The organism is Bradyrhizobium sp. WYCCWR 13022, assembly GCF_030435535.1.
In the GTDB taxonomy this organism is placed as follows: Bacteria; Pseudomonadota; Alphaproteobacteria; order Rhizobiales; family Xanthobacteraceae; genus Bradyrhizobium.
In genome coordinates, this window is sequence record NZ_JAUIZJ010000007.1 from 230,827 (window position 1) to 247,567 (window position 16,741).

The window sequence follows — 16,741 nt, forward strand, 5'->3', positions numbered from 1 at the left end:
TCGATGAAGATGGGCCGCGTGAGGCCGGGCGGACTACCGTACTCAGGGCTCATGTTTCTAGTCCGCAGGTCTAGGGGAACAAGCCGGTCGGCAGGCGCAGCCGTTCGATGTCAGTTCAGTCACATCCGCGTGGGCCGGTGCGGCGTCGGGCACAATTAGACAAAACACGCTCGTTTTGGGAAAGACGGCCGGACGGTACACCAGTAAGACCCGTGAAAACGCGGAGCTGGAAGCGATCAAGAGGCTACTCATGCTTGAAACGACCGCCGGTGCTCATGCTTTACTTCGCTATCCCATGAACGTGGAGACTGATTCCACAGACCGTCCGCTCGTCCTGATCGTGGACGATGACGAAGAGATCCGCCTTGCGCTTCGCGAACTGCTCCTGTCGGTTGGACTCGATGCGTGCTGCTTCGGTTCAACTCAGGAGTTGTTGAACGCCGATCTCCCGGAGCGACCGGGCTGCCTGATCCTCGACGTTCGCATGCCCGGAACCAGCGGCCTCGATCTCCAGCAGCGTCTTGTCGCGAACGGCAACACGCGGCCGATCATTTTCCTGACAGGTCATGGCGACATAGCAATGACCGTGCAGGCCATGAAAGCAGGAGCCATCGACTTCCTGACCAAGCCCGTCAGGGATCAAGCGCTGCTCGATGCGGTCACCGCCGCGATCGAGAAGGACGTCGTGCAACGGGCCGCGGCCGATCAGGTCAGGCAACACGCCGACCGCTACGCGAGATTGACGCCGCGCGAGCGCGAGGTGCTGCGCGAAGTGGTCAAGGGCCGCCTCAACAAGCAGATCGCATTCGATCTTGGTATCACCGAGATCACGGTCAAGCTTCACCGCGGCAACGCGATGCGGAAACTACAGGCCGGATCCATCGGCCAATTGATCCGGATATGGCAATCGCTGCCTGCCACCCATCAAGGGCAGCAATCGGCCTACACCAAAGGATAGGTACAACCCAGCCGGCAATGGGCGGATGGTCGTCGGGCCATGCCAGCGAAAATGCTCCATTCGCCAGAGATGCCCATCGTTGCAGTCGTAGATGACGACGAAGCCGTGCGAGAGGCGCTTTCCGATCTCCTCCTGGTGCTGGAACTTGCGTGCCAGACATTCGATCGAGCGGAATCTTTCATGGCCGAATATGTTCCGGATCGTTTCGACTGCCTGATTACGGACGTGAGCATGCCAGGCCGGAGTGGCCTCGAACTCCAGGAAAGATTGCGGGAATTGGGCTCGACAATGCCGGTCATCGTCATCACCGCGGACGTAAGTCCGGCCACGCACGCGCGCGCGCTCAGCGGCGGCGCTCTTGCCTGTTTGACAAAGCCGGTCAACGACGACGTCCTCTTTCGCTATCTACAGTCCGCGCTGAACCATGCAGGCGGCTCGCGCGGCGACGACCGACGGGATACGCCGTCAGATGACTAATCTATTCCAACGGGCTACGGCGGCTGATCACGTTTACCCTCACGCTATGGAACTGGCCGATCTTGCCTCCGAAAGCATCATCGTCAGTGACGCACATGGCGTCATCCGCTACTGGAACGCGGCTTCCGAGGCTCTCTACGGCTGGCCTGCCATGGCGATGGTGGGACAGAGCGTCCAGACGATAGGCTCCCTTACACACAGCGGCACCGACCATTTCAGCGCGCTGCTGCGTGAAGGACGATGGGAGGGCGTGGTTCACCGCCGTGGTCTGACCGGAGCGGCAGTCGTCGCGGCCGTCAGGCAAATCGTCCGCCGGGACACGACCGGCGCGCTTCTCGATATCGTCGAGTTCGGCCGGAACGCTGGCTCTCTCACCGAAACGGCGTATCTGCGCATGGATGCCGAGCTGCAATCCTCCCTCGCCGCATCCTGGGAACTCGATACGACGCCAGCGCACCCTTTGCTCGATGCGATCGCCGAACATCGGCGCGGCGGCGCCAGAGTCGACCTCAACCAGCACCCGGATTGGGTCGACAGGCTGCTGACCGCAACCCGCATCACGGCCGTCAACGATCGCGCAGTCCGCATGTTCGGCGCCCATGCCGGTTACGAGCAGATGATCGGCAAGCCTATCGGCGACTTCTGGCCGGCGGAGAGCCGCTCACTTCTGGCCTCGCTGCTCGAGCGCGTCGCAAGTGACCGCACGCGCCTCGAGACGGGCAGGATGATCCTGAGCGGAAGCTTGCGCAATCCCATCGTCAAGGCCTGGCATTCCGCAGAACCAAAGCCTCCCGGTACCGTGTTCGTGACCATCAATGGCGTATCGAATGATGACCGGACGACATGGGAATTGCGGGCCAGCGAGGAGAGATACCGTCAGCTCGTTCAGTATCTGCCGACTGCGCTCTGGCAGGTCGATTCCCGTCGTGCCGGCGAGGCCTTCGACCAGTTGAAGGCCAATGGTGTGCGCGATATCGCCGGTCACCTCGAGCGCAACCCGGACCTCGTCGAACACGCCAAGGACGTCGTTCGAGTCACCGACGTCAACCGGGACGCCGTATCGCTGTTCCGCGCCCACAACCCCGCGGATCTCATCAAGCCTGTCAGGTACATTTTCGCCGCCGCCCCCGGACTTGCCGAACGGGTCATGGTCGCACATTTCGAAGGCCGGCGGAACCTGATCGAGGAGACCCGGATTCGTGCCTTCGATGGAGCGATCATCGACGTCCTGTTCACGGTGACCTATCCGGTACCTCCCGAGCAGCTCGACAACACCTTCATCACCATGCAGGACATCAGCGAGCGCCTGAACGCCGAACAGCAGCTGCGGAAACTGCAAGCCGACCTCTCGCACGCCGGGCGGATCGCGACGCTCGGAGAGCTCGCGACCTCAATCGCGCATGAGATCAACCAGCCGCTTGCGGCCATCGTGACCAATGGCGAGACCAGCCTGCGGTGGCTCGCGCGCGCCGATCAAAACACCGAAAAGGTCACGCAGCTCACATCGCGCATCGTATCGAACGCGCGTCGCGCCAGCGATATCATTCATCGCATCCGCGGCATGGCCGCGAAGCACGAGCCGGAGAAGCGCCTGATCGATTTGAACGAGGTGCTCGAAGAGGCGCTCTTGTTCATCCGGCACGACATAGACTCGAAGGCGATCATCCTGTCCGCGAACTTCGGCGCCGATCTCCCCAAGGTCCTGGGTGACCGGATTCAGTTGCAGCAGGTGATCATCAATCTCCTCGTCAATAGCATCCAGGCGATCGTGCAGTCGGGCCAGCCGATACGCCGGATCGATGTCAAGACGTCGATCGATGACGAAGGCTCGGTCGCCCTCTCCGTGTTCGACAACGGGCCCGGCGTGCCCGGCGCTGACCTGTCGCGTGTCTTCGACAGCTTCTTCAGCACCAAGGATGCGGGCCTTGGCATCGGCCTCACCATCTGCCAGTCGATCATCACTGCGCATGGCGGCCGCATCGCCGGCGCAAACCGTCAGAAGGGCGGCGCCCATTTCCACTTCACGGTCCCCGTGCCGGGGGTTAGCAGCTCCGAGCCAGGGCATGCAACGTCATAGCTCGGCGCATCTCACTGGACGCAATCGCCCAAGCTCCGCCCGAGCCTATCCCAAAGTACAGGTGAAGCTAGCCGCGAAACCAGCGAAATCAGACCCACCGAACGATACCGCAGTCCGCTGCTTTCCATCACCATCGCCAACAAGGCCGAGGTGACCGCTCTGCCCATCGGCCCCTGAGCCGCCGGTGAGAGGTGAGCGTAGGACCTCTCCAGTACGAGCACAACTCATGAGCCATCCGAACATCGATTCCCTCCAGACCCCGCCAGTCGCACCCGCGATGTCCGGCCCTGACGCGCCGGCCTCTGATCGACGTCACGCAGACGTGGAGATGGCGCGCGTTCTCGGGACCACGCCGTTTCGAATGGCTTTGGACACCACCGGCGCCGGGATCGCGCACTGGAAGCATGACCCCTTGCACGACGTCGTCGAACCCATGAGCCACCACGTCATCATGGCCTACAACGGTGTGACCCAACACATGGAGCGGCGGAACGGAAGATCGGTTGCGAGTGGCACGTTCCGTCCCGGAGTGCTGATCGTCATTCCGGAGGGATCAAGCTCCCGCTGGGACATTCCGAAGCCCGTCGACGTCGTCCAGCTCTATCTTCCTCACGCAACGCTGATTCGCGTTGCCGACGAAGCCGCGGCCGGCACATCCACCAATCTGCTGGAGCGAACGGCGCATCCAGACCCCATTACATCCCGATTGCTGCTGAGCGCAGCCAGCGTGCTGGAGGGCAACCGGACCCTGGATGCACTGTTCAGGCATCAATTGACCGACCTCCTGGCGACACGCCTGCTGGCCGCGCACACCAGTTCGCCGACGACATTCCAGCCGGCCGTCGGCGGGCTTTCGCCGAAAGTCCTGCTGCGTGCCATCGAACGTTTGCGTTCGGACAGCGAGACGGACGTCTCTCTCGACGCCCTGGCGTCCGACGCCGGGCTGTCGCGCTTTCACTTCTGTCGCGCGTTCAAGGAAAGCACCGGACTTTCGCCGCTTGCCTGGTTGCGGCAACACCGGCTTGAACTGGCCATGAACATGCTGCGCGACACCGACGCATCCGTCGTGTCGGTGGCGATGGAGCTTGGCTATGCTTCCCAAACGGCATTCGCGGCGGCGTTCAGGCGATTGACCGGGGAGACGCCGAGCGATTGGCGACGACGCGTGCGTTAGCGACAACCTTCCCGCTGTTGTGAAATGCCTCGGAAAGCGAGGACAGCTCCATGACCAGACCAGTCCCACGGGATCCTTTGGAGGCTTTGCTCGTCGCACCTGGTGCGGACCACGATGGCGCTCCGAGCGTCGAGCGGCGCCGCGCCGACGTGGAGATGGCGAGAGTCCTCAAAACCGCACCGCTGCAAATGGCGTCGGACCCGTCCAACGGCGCCATCGCACACTGGAAACATGGCGCCCTACATGACGTGGTCGAGCCCATGACCGACCACGTCATCATGACTTACCCCACCGGGGTTCAGCGCCTCGAAAGGCGCAACGGGAAATCGCTTGCAATCGGGACGGCGCGGTCCGGAGTCGTGACGATCATTCCGGCAGGCTCAAGCTCGAGATGGGATATTCCCGGCTTTGTCGACGTGATCCAACTTTATCTTCCGCAAGCCGCACTCGCACGCATTGCCTCTGAAGCCAGCATGCCCGCTCCGGGCGATCTTCTTGAACGGACAGGACATCCAGACCCTGTCGTCTCCGGGTTGCTGATGAGTGCGGCGGACGTGCTGGAGGGTAACGCGGCGTTGGATCATCTGTTCAGGCAGCAACTGACGGATGTTCTGGCCACGCGTATCCTGGCCGAGCACACCGGCCAATCATCCACCTTCGAGCTGGTCGTCGGTGGACTGTCGCCGCATGCCCTGCGACGTGCGATCGAACGCCTGCGCTCGGACTGCGATACCGACGTCTCTCTCGCGGTTCTCGCGTCGGACGCCGGACTCTCGCGCTTCCACTTCTGTCGTGCGTTTAAGGAAAGTACCGGGCTTTCTCCTCATGCCTGGTTGCGCCAGCAGCGGCTCGATCAAGCCATGAACATGCTGCGCGACAGCGACGCCTCGATCGCGGCAATCGCCGCACAGCTTGGCTACGCTTCGCAAACTGCGTTCGCGGCGGCGTTCAAGAAACTAACCGGAGAAACCCCGAGCGATTGGCGACGGCGCATGCGGTAGCAGCAATTGCTCTACAGGCACCGCAATCGCGCTGGCGCAGCTCAAGCTTCGATCCGCTAGACAGTCAAGGTCCCCAACGCTCCCAACAGACGGAGACAAACGATGACCTCGAAGACCTTCGTCAGCTTCCTCGCATTCCCTCCGCGGCGCAGGCTCGCCGCAACGACAATCATGTATGGGCTCTCCCTGGCGGTTCGCTTCACGTCGGCAACCGGCGAGGAAGTGGAAATCCCTCCGCAGTCCCTGCAAAGGACCGACCCGGCGCTGTCCATCATGGCCAACGATGACGCGAGCCTTCCCTACGCCGGCTGGGGCGGCCCGAATGCCATCGAGCCGATCTTCTTTCGCCGGCGCTGGGCCGCCTCGATGTCGAGCTGCCCCTCCCCGTAAAGCCTGACCACTTCGTTTCACGTCTTCCCGTCGACGACCACACGAAACCGCGAGCACTGCGGCGGCGGCGGCGTGCCTATGCCCGAAGATCAACCACAGGAGAACGTCACATGCGACTAGTCATCATCGGCGCCGGCTTTGCCGGCATGTACGCCGCACTTTCAGCTGCCCGCCTGCGCGACATCCAGGGCGTTTCGCCCGACGAGCTCGAGATCGCGCTGATTGCACCGGAGCCGACACTGGTGGTGCGCCCGCGGCTCTACGAAGCGAAGCCGGAAACGCTGACCGCGCCTCTGCTTGAGGTGCTCAAGTCTATTGATGTCGTTTATGTGCAGGGCAGCGCGGAAACGATCGATACCAAATCCCGCATGGTGAAGGCCTCGACCGCCGAGGGAACACGAAAGACGCTCTCCTATGACCGGCTGGTCGTCGCCACCGGCAGCCGGCTGTTCCGGCCGAATATTCCGGGCCTCGCCGAGCATGGCTTCAGTGTCGACTCGCTCGATGATGCGGTTGCCCTCGACCGGCATCTGCACAGCCTGGCCGACAGGCCGGCCAGAAACGGTCGCGACACCATCGTCGTTGCCGGCGGCGGCTTCACCGGCATCGAAGCCGCCACCGAGATGCCCGCGCGACTTCGTGCCATCCTCGGCAAGGAGACCAAGCCGCGGGTGATCATCGTCGAGCGCAACGGCGCGATCGCGCCCGACATGGGCGCGGGCCCTCGTCCCGTCATCGAGGATGCACTCCGCAAGCTCGGCGTGGAGACCAGGGTCGGCGCCGGCGTCAGTTCGCTCGACGAAACCGGTGTCACGCTTTCGAACGGTGAGCGCATCGAAACGGAGACCGTGGTCTGGGCAGCAGGCATTCGCGCCGCTCCCTTGACCCAGCAGATCCCGGCCGAACGCGACAATTCCGGCCGTCTCCTCGTCGATCAGGATCTGCGTGTGGCATCGGTGCCCGGCGTCTTTGCAACCGGCGATGCCGCGAAGGCAGCATGCGACGACGCGGGCAACTTTGCGCTGATGTCCTGCCAGCACGCCACCCGAATGGGCGCCTTCGCCGGCAACAATGCCGCCGCCGAGCTCCTTGGCGTGCCGACCAAGCCGTACCACCAGAAAGCCTACGTCACATGCCTCGACCTTGGCGAAGCCGGCGCAGTCTTCACCCGCGGCTGGGAACGGAAAGTCGAGATGGTCGGCGACGTCGCCAAGAAGACCAAGCACGAGATCAACACCGTGTGGATCTACCCGCCCCGGGCCGAGCGCGCCGCCGCGCTCGCGTCCGCCGATCCCGAGCACGTCACCGAGGTCTGAGAGCCTCAAGAGCCGCGCTTCCCACGCAGAAGCGCGGCTCCCTCGCAATCGACCAAACTGGAGCCGCCCCCGATGAAACACGAGACCGTGCGCACGACGGCGTTCGCCATGCCGCTGACCAACCCGGCTTTTCCACCGGGCCCCTACCGCTTCGTCAACCGCGAATACTTCATCATCCAGTACCGGACGGATCCCGAGGCGCTGCGCCGGATCGTACCGGCGCCGCTCGAACTGACCGATCCGGTGGTGAATTACGAATTCATCCGCATGCCTGACTCGACAGGGTTCGGCGACTACACCGAAAGCGGCCAGGTCATCCCGGTGTCCTATCAGGGGCAGGTCGGCAGCTTTACTCATCAGATGTTCCTCAATGATCATCCCCCCATCGCCGGCGGGCGGGAGCTGTGGGGATTTCCAAAGAAGCTGGCGCAGCCGAAGCTCGCGGTCGAGATCGATACGCTGGTCGGCACCTTGAACTACGGCTCGGTGCGCATCGCGACCGGCACCATGGGTTACAAGCACCGCGCGCTCGGCATCGAGACCGAGGCCAGGAAGCTCGCCGCACCCAATTTCCTGCTCAAGATCCTGCCGCATGTCGATGGCTCGGCGCGCATTTGCGAATTGGTCCGTTACCACCTCGAAGACATCACCGTGAAAGGCGCCTGGACCGGGCCGGCGGCGCTGGACCTGTATTCGCATGCCCTGGCGCCCGTCGCCGAACTTCCGGTCCTGCAAGTGTTGTCGGCCAAACACCTCGTCGCCGACCTGACGCTCGGTCTCGGCACCGTGGTCCACGACTATTTGTCGCCCGAAGCGACCGCACGGCACCCCAGATCCAGATCCGAAATCCTCATTGAGGCAAACGCCGGCTGACCAGATCAGTCGCATCGTCGGGAGAATCTAAATGCTTAAGGTCACGCGCGAACTGAACATTCCAGTGTCAAAACAATCCAGGCCGCTGCCCTATGACGTGATTGCTCTCGTCCTCCAGGGTGGCGGTGCACTCGGCGCCTATCAGGCCGGAGTCTATGAAGGCCTGCACGAGGCCGGCATCCGGCCAAACTGGTTGGCCGGCATTTCGATCGGGGCTCTCAACGCCGCCATCATCGCCGGCTCGCCGGAGGGCGAGCGCGTGCAGCGGCTGCGCGCGTTCTGGGAGACCATCTGCGCCTTTTCGATCGAATGGCCCGCAGGCGAAGGACTGGCCAATGCCCTGCCCTTTGCGTTCGACATCACCTCGATCCGCAACGCGCTGGCGGCAACGAGAGCATTGGTCCAGGGCCAGCCCGGCTTCTTCAAGCCGCGCTTCCCCTCGCCGCTGTGGTCGCCATTCTCGGGCAATGCCGCGACGAGCTTTTACGATACGGCACCTCTGCACCAGACGCTGGAGCGGTTCGTCGACTTCGACCGGCTGAACTCGGGCGAGGTGCGCGTCAGCGTCGGCGCGGTCAACGTCCGCACCGGCAATCTGGTCTATTTCGACACCGCCGAACGCCGGCTGGGACCGAAGCATTTCATGGCGTCCGGTGCGCTGCCGCCGGGATTCCCCGCCGTCGAAATCGAAGGCGAGCACTATTGGGACGGCGGTGTGGTGTCGAACACGCCCCTCTCCCGCGTCCTGTCCGGCGAGCCTCGTGACACGCTGACGTTCCAGATTGATCTGTGGTCGGCCAGGGGCCGCGTTCCCTACGACATGATGGAGGTTTCGAGCCGGCAGAAGGACATCCAGTATTCGAGCCGCACCCGCACCGTAACCGATCAGGTGCTGCGTATGCAGAAGATGCGTCGGGCCTTGCAGCGCACGATCGAGAAGCTATCGGACGCCGACAGGCGGGATCCTGAGATCCGCGATATCGCCGAGATGGCGCGCGAGCGCGCCTACAATATCGTGCACCTGATCTATCAGACCAAGATCCATGAAGGCCATTCGCGGGATTACGAGTTCGGGCTGAGCGCGATGCGCGCGCATTGGCAGAGCGGGCTCGATGACATCCGCCGCACGCTGGCCGATCCGCGTCGCCTGGATCCGCCGTCTCTCGAGCTCGGCATCGTCACCCACGACGTCCATCGTCGTGACTGAGATCACGCGTCCCCCGCAGCTTCCGGAGAGAGCCATGTCGACCCTTTCTTACGCCTCCGAACCGAAGACCAAAGCCCGTCATTCGCCCTCGCGTCAGGCGATCCGGCGCGGAGCACTCGCGTTCGCCGCCGCACTGGCCGCAGCCGGGGCTACAGTCTACGGCCACTACTATGTCACGGCTGGCCGCTATTTGGAGACCACCGACGACGCCTACGTGAAGGCGGACTCCACGATCGTCGCACCCAAAGTCTCCGGCTACATTGTGGAGGTTCTCGTCGCCGACAACGAGCCGGTACAGTCCGGCCAGGTGCTGGCGCGGATCGACGACCGCGATTTCAGGACCGCGTTGAAGCAAGCCCAGGCGGATGTCGCAGCATCCGAGGCCGCGGTCAAAAATCTGAACGCGCAGATCGAATTGCAGGAGCCGCTCATCCAGCAACAGGCAGCCGAGGTCGACGCGACCGAGGCCACCTTGAAATTCGCCCAGCAAGAGCGCGCCCGCTACGACGATCTCATGAAGTCGGGTGCGGGCACCCTTCAACGGGCCCAGCAGACCGACGCGGCGTTGCGCTCGCAGATCGCACAATTGCAGCAAGGCAAGGCGGGATTGATCGCCGCCAACAAGAGGATCGAGGTGCTCGCGACCCAGCGCGCCCAGGCCCTCGCACAGCTCGATCGCGCGCATGCGCTGGAGCAGCAGGCGGCGCTGAACGTCTCCTATACGCGGATAACCGCGCCGGTCGACGGCACCGTCGGCGCGCGCACATTGCGGGTCGGCCAATATGTCCAGGCAGGCACGCAGCTGATGGCGGTGGTCCCGCTCAATGCGGTCTATGTGGTCGCGAATTTCAAGGAGACCCAACTCACTCGCGTCCGCAATGGACAGCCGGTCGAACTGCGCGTCGACAGCTTCCATACGACGAAGCTGAAGGGCCATGTCGACAGCCTGTCGCCGGCGAGCGGCCTGGAGTTCGCCCTGCTACCGCCTGACAACGCGACCGGCAACTTCACCAAGATCGTGCAGCGCGTGCCGGTGAAGATCGTGCTCGACGACCAGAGACTGAACGGCCTCCTGCGCCCCGGAATGTCGGCCGAGCCGACCGTCGATACCAAGTCGGCTGTTGTCGCCGAGCGCGACGCCGGGAAGCGGCTCGCCTCGCGCGGCGGCAAGCCCCGCAGCTGACAAAGCCGTCCTCCCTCTCACAAGAGAGCAGATCGCCATGACGACGCTTCAAACCGCTGTTGGCGCCGGGACCGGAGGCGAACGTCAGTTACCGGCCATGGCCCCCGCCGTTTCGGCAAAGACCTGGCTCGCCGTCATCGGAGCCACGCTGGGCGCCTTCATGGCGGTGCTCAACATCCAGATCGTCAATGCGTCCCTTGCCAACATTCAGGGCGGGATCGGCGCGGGCATCGATGACGGCGGCTGGATCTCGACCTCGTATCTGATCGCCGAAATCGTCGTGATCCCGCTGAGCGGCTGGCTCGCCCGGGTGTTCTCGGTCCGCCTCTATCTGCTCACCAATGCCTTCCTGTTCCTGGTTTTTTCCGCGGCCTGCGCGCTTGCGCAGAATCTGCCGCAGATGATCGTGCTGCGCGCGGTGCAGGGATTTACCGGTGGCGTGTTGATCCCCATGGCGTTTACGCTGATCATCACGCTGTTGCCGAAGGCCAGGCAACCGATCGGGCTCGCGATGTTTGCGATATCCGCGACATTCGCACCGGCCATTGGTCCGACCATCGGAGGCTATCTCACCGAGAATCTCGGCTGGGAATACGTCTTCTACGTCAACATCGTGCCAGGCTCGATCATGATCACCATGCTCTACGTCTCGCTGGAGGCGGAGCCCATGAAACTGACGCTGCTGCGCGAAGGTGACTGGGCCGGCATCGCCACCATGATGATCGGGCTCGCCGCGCTTCAGACCGTGCTGGAAGAAGGCAACAAGGACGACTGGTTCGGCTCACCCTTCATCGTCCGGCTGACCGTGATCGCTGCCGTCGCCTTGACGCTGTTCCTCGCGATCGAGCTGACCGTCAAGAAGCCACTGCTGAACCTGCGCATCCTGTTCCGGCGCAATTTCTGTTTCGGCGTTCTGGCGAATTTTCTGCTGGGCGTATCGCTGTATGGCTCCGTCTATGTCCTGCCGGTCTACCTGTCACGCATCCAGGGCTACAACTCCGAGCAGATTGGCATGGTGCTGGCCTGGACCGGCCTGCCGCAGCTCGTGCTGATCCCGCTGGTGCCCCGCCTGATGCAGCGGCTCGATCCACGTCTCGTGATTGGCGTCGGCTTTGTGCTCTTCGGCGGCTCCAACTTCCTGAACATCTACATGACCAACGATTATGCGGCCGATCAGCTTTTCTGGCCGAACGTGATCCGCGCCCTTGGTCAAGCCCTCGTCTTTGCGCCGCTCTCGGCAGTCGCAACCGCCGGCATCGAGGCGGAGAATGCCGGGTCCGCGTCCGCCCTGTTCAACATGATGCGTAACCTCGGCGGCGCGATCGGAATCGCCGCGCTTCAGACGCTCCTGACCAAGCGCGAGCAGTATCATTCCAACGTGCTCTCGCAGCAGGTGACGATGTTCGAGCAGGCAACCCGCACCCGGCTCGATCAGCTCACGCAATATTTCATGAGCCATGGCGTGATCGACCGCGTCGATGCCATCCACCATGCCTATGTCGCGATCGGCAAGATCATCCAGAAGCAGGCCTTCATTCTCGCCTTCAGCGACACCTTCTATCTGCTCGGCGTCTCGCAGATCGTCGCGCTCCTCGCTGCGCTCATGCTGACAAGGCCCGAGCGCATCGAAGCTGGCGGCGGACATTGATTTCATCCGCAACGACACCACAACGAAGCATGAAAGGAACTCCCATGTTGAAGAATAGAGTAGCGATCGTCACTGGCTCGACCAGCGGCATCGGGCTCGGAATCGCCCAGGAGCTGGCCAGGCTCCGCACTGACATCGTGTTGAACGGCTTCGGCGACCCCGGCGAGATCGAAGCCATCCGCAGCGGGATCGAGCGCGAACACGACGTGCGTGTCGTGTACGACGGCGCCGATATGTCGAAGGGCGATGCGGTACGCCGACTGATAGCGACCACGATCGAGACGTTCGGGCGCCTCGACATTCTGGTGAACAATGCTGGCATCCAGTTCACGGCACCGGTGGACGAATTTCCGCCCGCGAAGTGGCACGCGATCCTGGACATCAATCTGTCGGCCGCATTTCACGGCATCGCCGCCGCGGTCCCCCAGATGAAGAAGCAGTGCTGGGGCAGGATCATCAACATCGCCTCGACCCACGGCCTCGTTGCCTCGACACACAAGGCGGCCTACGTCGCGGCAAAGCACGGCTTGATTGGCTTGACCAAGGTTGTCGGCCTGGAGACCGCCGGCAGCGGCGTGACCTGCAACGCGGTCTGTCCCGGCTGGGTGCGGACACCTCTGGTCGAAAAGCAAATCAGCGACATGGCGACGCAAAAGAAGATCAGCCATCAAGACGCCGCCAAGGCACTGCTGGGTGAAAAGCAACCGTCCTCCGAATTCGTCTCTCCGGAGCAGCTTGGAGGCACCGTGGCCTTTCTGTGTTCGCCTGCGGCGGACCAGATCACGGGCACCGCCCTCGCAGTCGATGGCGGATGGACCGCGCAATAGCAGAACAACCAGCGAAATCGCTCGACGAGCGAAAGAATGGAGGTCCGCATGGACAAAGAACGCAAGGTTGCAATCATCACCGGCGCGTCACGAGGCATCGGCGAAGCCTTGGTCAGAGCGTATCGCGGCAGAAACTACCGCGTGATCGCGAACGCCCGTTCGATCGAACCGTCATCCGATCCGGACATTCTCGCCGTCGCCGGCGACATCGGCGACGCGCGAACGGCCGAACAAATCATTTCGCAAGCGATCGATCGCTTTGGTCGCGTCGACACGCTCGTCAACAATGCTGGCATCTTCATCGGAAAGCCGTTCATCGAGTACACCAACGACGACTATGCGAAAATGCTGGCGATCAACCTGAATGGCTTTTTCCATATTACGCGACGCACAGCGGCGGAAATGCTGAGGCGCGAGTCCGGGCACATCGTGCAGATCACGAGCAGCCTCGACGAGAACGTCAGCAGCGCGGCGCCATCAGCGTTAGCGGCTTTGACCAAGGGCGGTTTGAATGCGGCGACAAAGTCGCTTGCCGTCGAATTCGCCAGCAGGGGAATCCGCGTCAACGCGGTCGCACCAGGGGCGACCAAGACGTCGATGCACAGGCCTGAAATGTATGACCATCTCGCGAAGCAGCACCCGATCGGGCGGATGGGCGAGGTCCACGAGATCGTCGAGGCCGTGCTCTTCCTTGAAGGTGCCGGATTCGTCACCGGCGAAATCCTGCATGTCGATGGCGGACAAAGCGCGGGCTCCTGAAGATCTGTCAAAGCTTGCAACCGGAGCCGCTTGAGATGTCTCTCCTTACTCAAGACAGTCCTCTGCCTCAGAGGGGTCTGGATTCGGCAGACGAAGCAGCGGAACTGTCGCGCCTGGAGGCGCGGCTACCACCGCTGCTCAGTCTCATTGCCGGAATGGCCGATTTCACCGGCTTCTTCACCTTGGGTCACATCTTCACGGCCCACGTGACCGGCAACATCGTGCTGGCCACCGTCGTTGCCGTTGATGGCGGCGCCTTTCGCTGGGCACAGTTGTCGGCAATCCCCGTCTTTATGATTGCTTTGGCGACTGTCTGGCTAATCGCCCAAGCTTCCGGTCGACACGGTTCGAGTCTGGCCAGGCCGTTGCTTCAGGTTCAGTTCCTGGTGCTTCTCGCACTGTTGATCTTCATCGTCATCACCAAGCCGTCAGCCGGTCCCTCCGGACTGAACGCCAACGCTGCCGCGACGATGGCCATGTCGGCCATGGCCTGCCAATACACACTCCTTCGCCTGGCGTGGCCAGGCGCGATATCGACCGCGGTGATGACTGGCAATTTAACCAATGCAGTCTTGTCCACGATGGACCTCCTCGCCCCACGCAACCGTCTGCGGCCGCGCGATTCCACGCCGCTCAATCACTCACTGCATCGCCTGCTCAGCTTTATCCTGGGATGCGTCTTTGCTGCAGGAGCAGTCTCGCTGATGGCAGATTGGGCCTGGTCACTTCCCGCCGCACTGGCAGCCATAGCAATGGCGGTGCATTACGCGCCGCGCAGGCCATCATACCTGGAGACGGCGGCCGCCCGCGAAGTTCGTCGGTGACCATCGCTTTTGCCGCCCTTCCGGCCCCAGCATTTCAAATCATGCGCATGCGCCATAAGCCTGCCCACATTGGCCATGGTGAGATTTTTCTAGATCTTCTAGTGCACACAGCGTGCACGCGCCACCCTCTAAGCAATTGAAAAACTTTAACTCTCGTTCCAATCCATCATTGGACAAGCCGCAGCGCCACTCGTCGATCGCCATCCGCTGATGGTCAGTCAGCCCTTAATGACACAACGAAGTGCTGAGGTGACGCGCGATGCAACTGCTATCAACCGCTACCGGCCGTGCGTCGAAAATGACCGTTTGAAAAATGAGACGCTCAAACGGTCTTGCTGGCCAGGATATTTATATGGTGGGCGCACCAGGGCTCGAACCTAGGACCCGCTGATTAAGAGACATGCCGCGAGCGTTGATTTCTCTGAAGAATTTTTCCAACTGGACCGAAATCGCATCATCAAAGATCAATGGCTTACAGCGAAACCTCCAATTGCGCGCGCGCCATGGTCGGCGGGACCGGCGATCAGAAGCGTCGGGGGATCGAGTACCTGGTCCGCTACATCGCGAGACCCACTAGTTCGGAAGTCCTGTTTTCTTATCGACGGGCAGCCTGACTCGGGAGGTGGTGTCTGGATAAGCGCCGTTTGTGTGCGATCCATCGCCGCCCGAGATGGTCTCGATGCAATGACGTAAGTCCAGGACGATGCCATTAATTCGACCCGCGGAGACGGCATGTTGCACGTTTTCCAAACGTGCGCCGGAGTTTGCGCCTGCTCGACTTTGGTGCACAACCAATCCCGCGCCCTATTCTCGTTTCGGCCGCAACGGATCAGACCTCAGCGTGGAGGAATCAACCTCCGTTTGATTGCTCACGGATTTCAATCCGCGTTTGGAAAGGAGCACAGAATTCTGCCGCAGAAACATCGGCTTGGCGGTTGCTTCCAAATGAAAAGCGAGCTTGCGAATTGGCCGACATTTCCAGACGCCGATACCTCGGCGTGGTCGCCATGCCTTCCAGGGTCAAATCGACACGAGATCTGCGGTTTCCGCCGCGCGCTTGATCGCGTCGATCACTCGAACGCTTTTCAGCCCTTCGCGCCCGCTCACCACAGGCTTGTCCGTACCGCAGATGACCCCGCAGAAATTGGCGATCTGCAGGCCGAGCGGGTCTTCCTTCTCGCAGCTCAGCCGCTCGCGCTCGATCGGCGCCCACCAGCTGGCCTTGCTCGGGTGATGCCATAGATCGAGTTGCGGAATAGCCAGCGATGCCTTCGTGCCGCCGATCTGGTAACACGCCTCCTCCGTATGACTGTAGGCCGGGTTCTCACCGGAAGTGAATTCCCAGCTCTAGGGCGACTGGATGGTGTCGGAGACGTTGACCGTTCCCAGCGCGCCGGAGGCGAAGTGCAGGATGATCACCGCGGTCTCTTCGACCGCATGTCCACGCAGCCGATTGGATTGGGCAGCTTGCACCGCGACGATTTCCCCACACAGGTACCGCAGCAGGTCGACATCGTGGATGAGATTCAGGAAGACAGGCCCCGCCCCTTTCTCGCGGCGCCAGGCCACATCGAAATAATCATCAGGCTTGATCAGCCAGAACATGCCATGCACCGACACGATCTGACCGAGCCGGCCGCTGTCGATCTCCGCCTTGGCGCGCTGGATCATCGGGTTGTGGCGGCGATGATGACCGGTGAGCAGCGGCACGCCCGCTCGCTCGGAGGCCTCGACCAGGGCCTGCGCAGCGTCGACGTCATCCGCCAGCGGCTTCTCAATGAGCGCCGGGATGTCCGCCGCGATTGGGGGTGGCGACGACCACGCCGTCCGGCCGACCTCCGGAGAGCAAGTCCTGCAGGACGGAAACCAATCCACGTTCAGCGAAACCGCCAACTCTCGGGCCGCCGGCATCGGATCGACGATCGACGATAGTACCGCCTCCGGCCGCGCGAGAATCTGTTCGATGTGTCGCTTTCCGATGAGACCCGCTCCCATCACCGACAGGCTGACGGGTGCACTCATACGAT

Annotated in this window: 14 protein-coding genes and 1 pseudogene; 14 read left to right on the forward strand and 1 reads right to left on the reverse strand. The window is 62.4% G+C overall.

Annotated elements, in window-relative coordinates:
• Positions 1–295: 295 nt before the first annotated feature.
• The 14 genes from QY049_RS12745 (at position 296) to QY049_RS12810 (ending at position 14,714) form a co-directional block, all read left to right on the forward strand.
• Positions 296–958, forward strand: coding sequence for a response regulator transcription factor (locus QY049_RS12745; RefSeq protein WP_301269491.1), 663 nt, complete (start codon positions 296–298; stop codon positions 956–958).
• Between the two features lie 39 nt (positions 959–997).
• Complete coding sequence (locus QY049_RS12750; protein WP_210348722.1) at positions 998–1,435, forward strand: response regulator transcription factor; 438 nt, start codon at positions 998–1,000, stop codon at positions 1,433–1,435.
• A complete protein-coding gene (locus QY049_RS12755; RefSeq protein ID WP_301269451.1) occupies positions 1,428–3,512 on the forward strand; it encodes an ATP-binding protein in 2,085 nt (694 codons plus the stop codon). The genes QY049_RS12750 and QY049_RS12755 overlap by 8 nt, the downstream gene beginning before the upstream one ends.
• Positions 3,513–3,738: 226 nt before the next feature.
• On the forward strand, positions 3,739–4,686 hold the full coding sequence (locus QY049_RS12760) for an AraC family transcriptional regulator (RefSeq protein WP_301269452.1): 948 nt from the start codon (positions 3,739–3,741) through the stop codon (positions 4,684–4,686).
• Positions 4,687–4,736: 50 nt separating this feature from the next.
• Positions 4,737–5,687, forward strand: a complete 951-nt coding sequence (locus tag QY049_RS12765; protein ID WP_258765928.1) for an AraC family transcriptional regulator — start codon at positions 4,737–4,739, stop codon at positions 5,685–5,687.
• 102 nt (positions 5,688–5,789) lie between these two features.
• Positions 5,790–6,077, forward strand: coding sequence for a hypothetical protein (locus tag QY049_RS12770; protein ID WP_194480996.1), 288 nt, complete (start codon positions 5,790–5,792; stop codon positions 6,075–6,077).
• Between the two features lie 110 nt (positions 6,078–6,187).
• The gene (locus tag QY049_RS12775; RefSeq protein ID WP_301269453.1) at positions 6,188–7,393 is read left to right on the forward strand and encodes an NAD(P)/FAD-dependent oxidoreductase; all 1,206 of its coding nucleotides are present in this window, start codon (positions 6,188–6,190) and stop codon (positions 7,391–7,393) included.
• Positions 7,394–7,465: 72 nt separating this feature from the next.
• Positions 7,466–8,266 (forward strand): acetoacetate decarboxylase, encoded by an 801-nt coding sequence (locus QY049_RS12780; RefSeq protein ID WP_301269454.1) that lies wholly within the window; start codon positions 7,466–7,468, stop codon positions 8,264–8,266.
• A 31-nt stretch (positions 8,267–8,297) separates the two neighbouring features.
• Complete coding sequence (locus QY049_RS12785) at positions 8,298–9,473, forward strand: patatin-like phospholipase family protein (RefSeq protein ID WP_301269455.1); 1,176 nt, start codon at positions 8,298–8,300, stop codon at positions 9,471–9,473.
• Positions 9,474–9,507: 34 nt separating this feature from the next.
• Positions 9,508–10,656 (forward strand): HlyD family secretion protein, encoded by a 1,149-nt coding sequence (locus QY049_RS12790; protein ID WP_301269456.1) that lies wholly within the window; start codon positions 9,508–9,510, stop codon positions 10,654–10,656.
• Positions 10,657–10,753: 97 nt separating this feature from the next.
• Positions 10,754–12,304 (forward strand): MDR family MFS transporter, encoded by a 1,551-nt coding sequence (locus QY049_RS12795; RefSeq protein ID WP_301269492.1) that lies wholly within the window; start codon positions 10,754–10,756, stop codon positions 12,302–12,304.
• A gap of 44 nt (positions 12,305–12,348) precedes the next feature.
• The gene (locus QY049_RS12800) at positions 12,349–13,131 is read left to right on the forward strand and encodes a 3-hydroxybutyrate dehydrogenase (protein ID WP_301269457.1); all 783 of its coding nucleotides are present in this window, start codon (positions 12,349–12,351) and stop codon (positions 13,129–13,131) included.
• A 48-nt stretch (positions 13,132–13,179) separates the two neighbouring features.
• On the forward strand, positions 13,180–13,890 hold the full coding sequence (locus tag QY049_RS12805) for an SDR family NAD(P)-dependent oxidoreductase (protein ID WP_301269458.1): 711 nt from the start codon (positions 13,180–13,182) through the stop codon (positions 13,888–13,890).
• A 35-nt stretch (positions 13,891–13,925) separates the two neighbouring features.
• The gene (locus QY049_RS12810) at positions 13,926–14,714 is read left to right on the forward strand and encodes a DUF1275 family protein (RefSeq protein ID WP_301269459.1); all 789 of its coding nucleotides are present in this window, start codon (positions 13,926–13,928) and stop codon (positions 14,712–14,714) included.
• Positions 14,715–15,734: 1,020 nt separating this feature from the next.
• Here the strand turns inward: QY049_RS12810 and QY049_RS12815 are convergent.
• Positions 15,735–16,736, reverse strand: a pseudogene (locus tag QY049_RS12815) (Gfo/Idh/MocA family protein).
• Positions 16,737–16,741 lie beyond the last annotated feature (5 nt).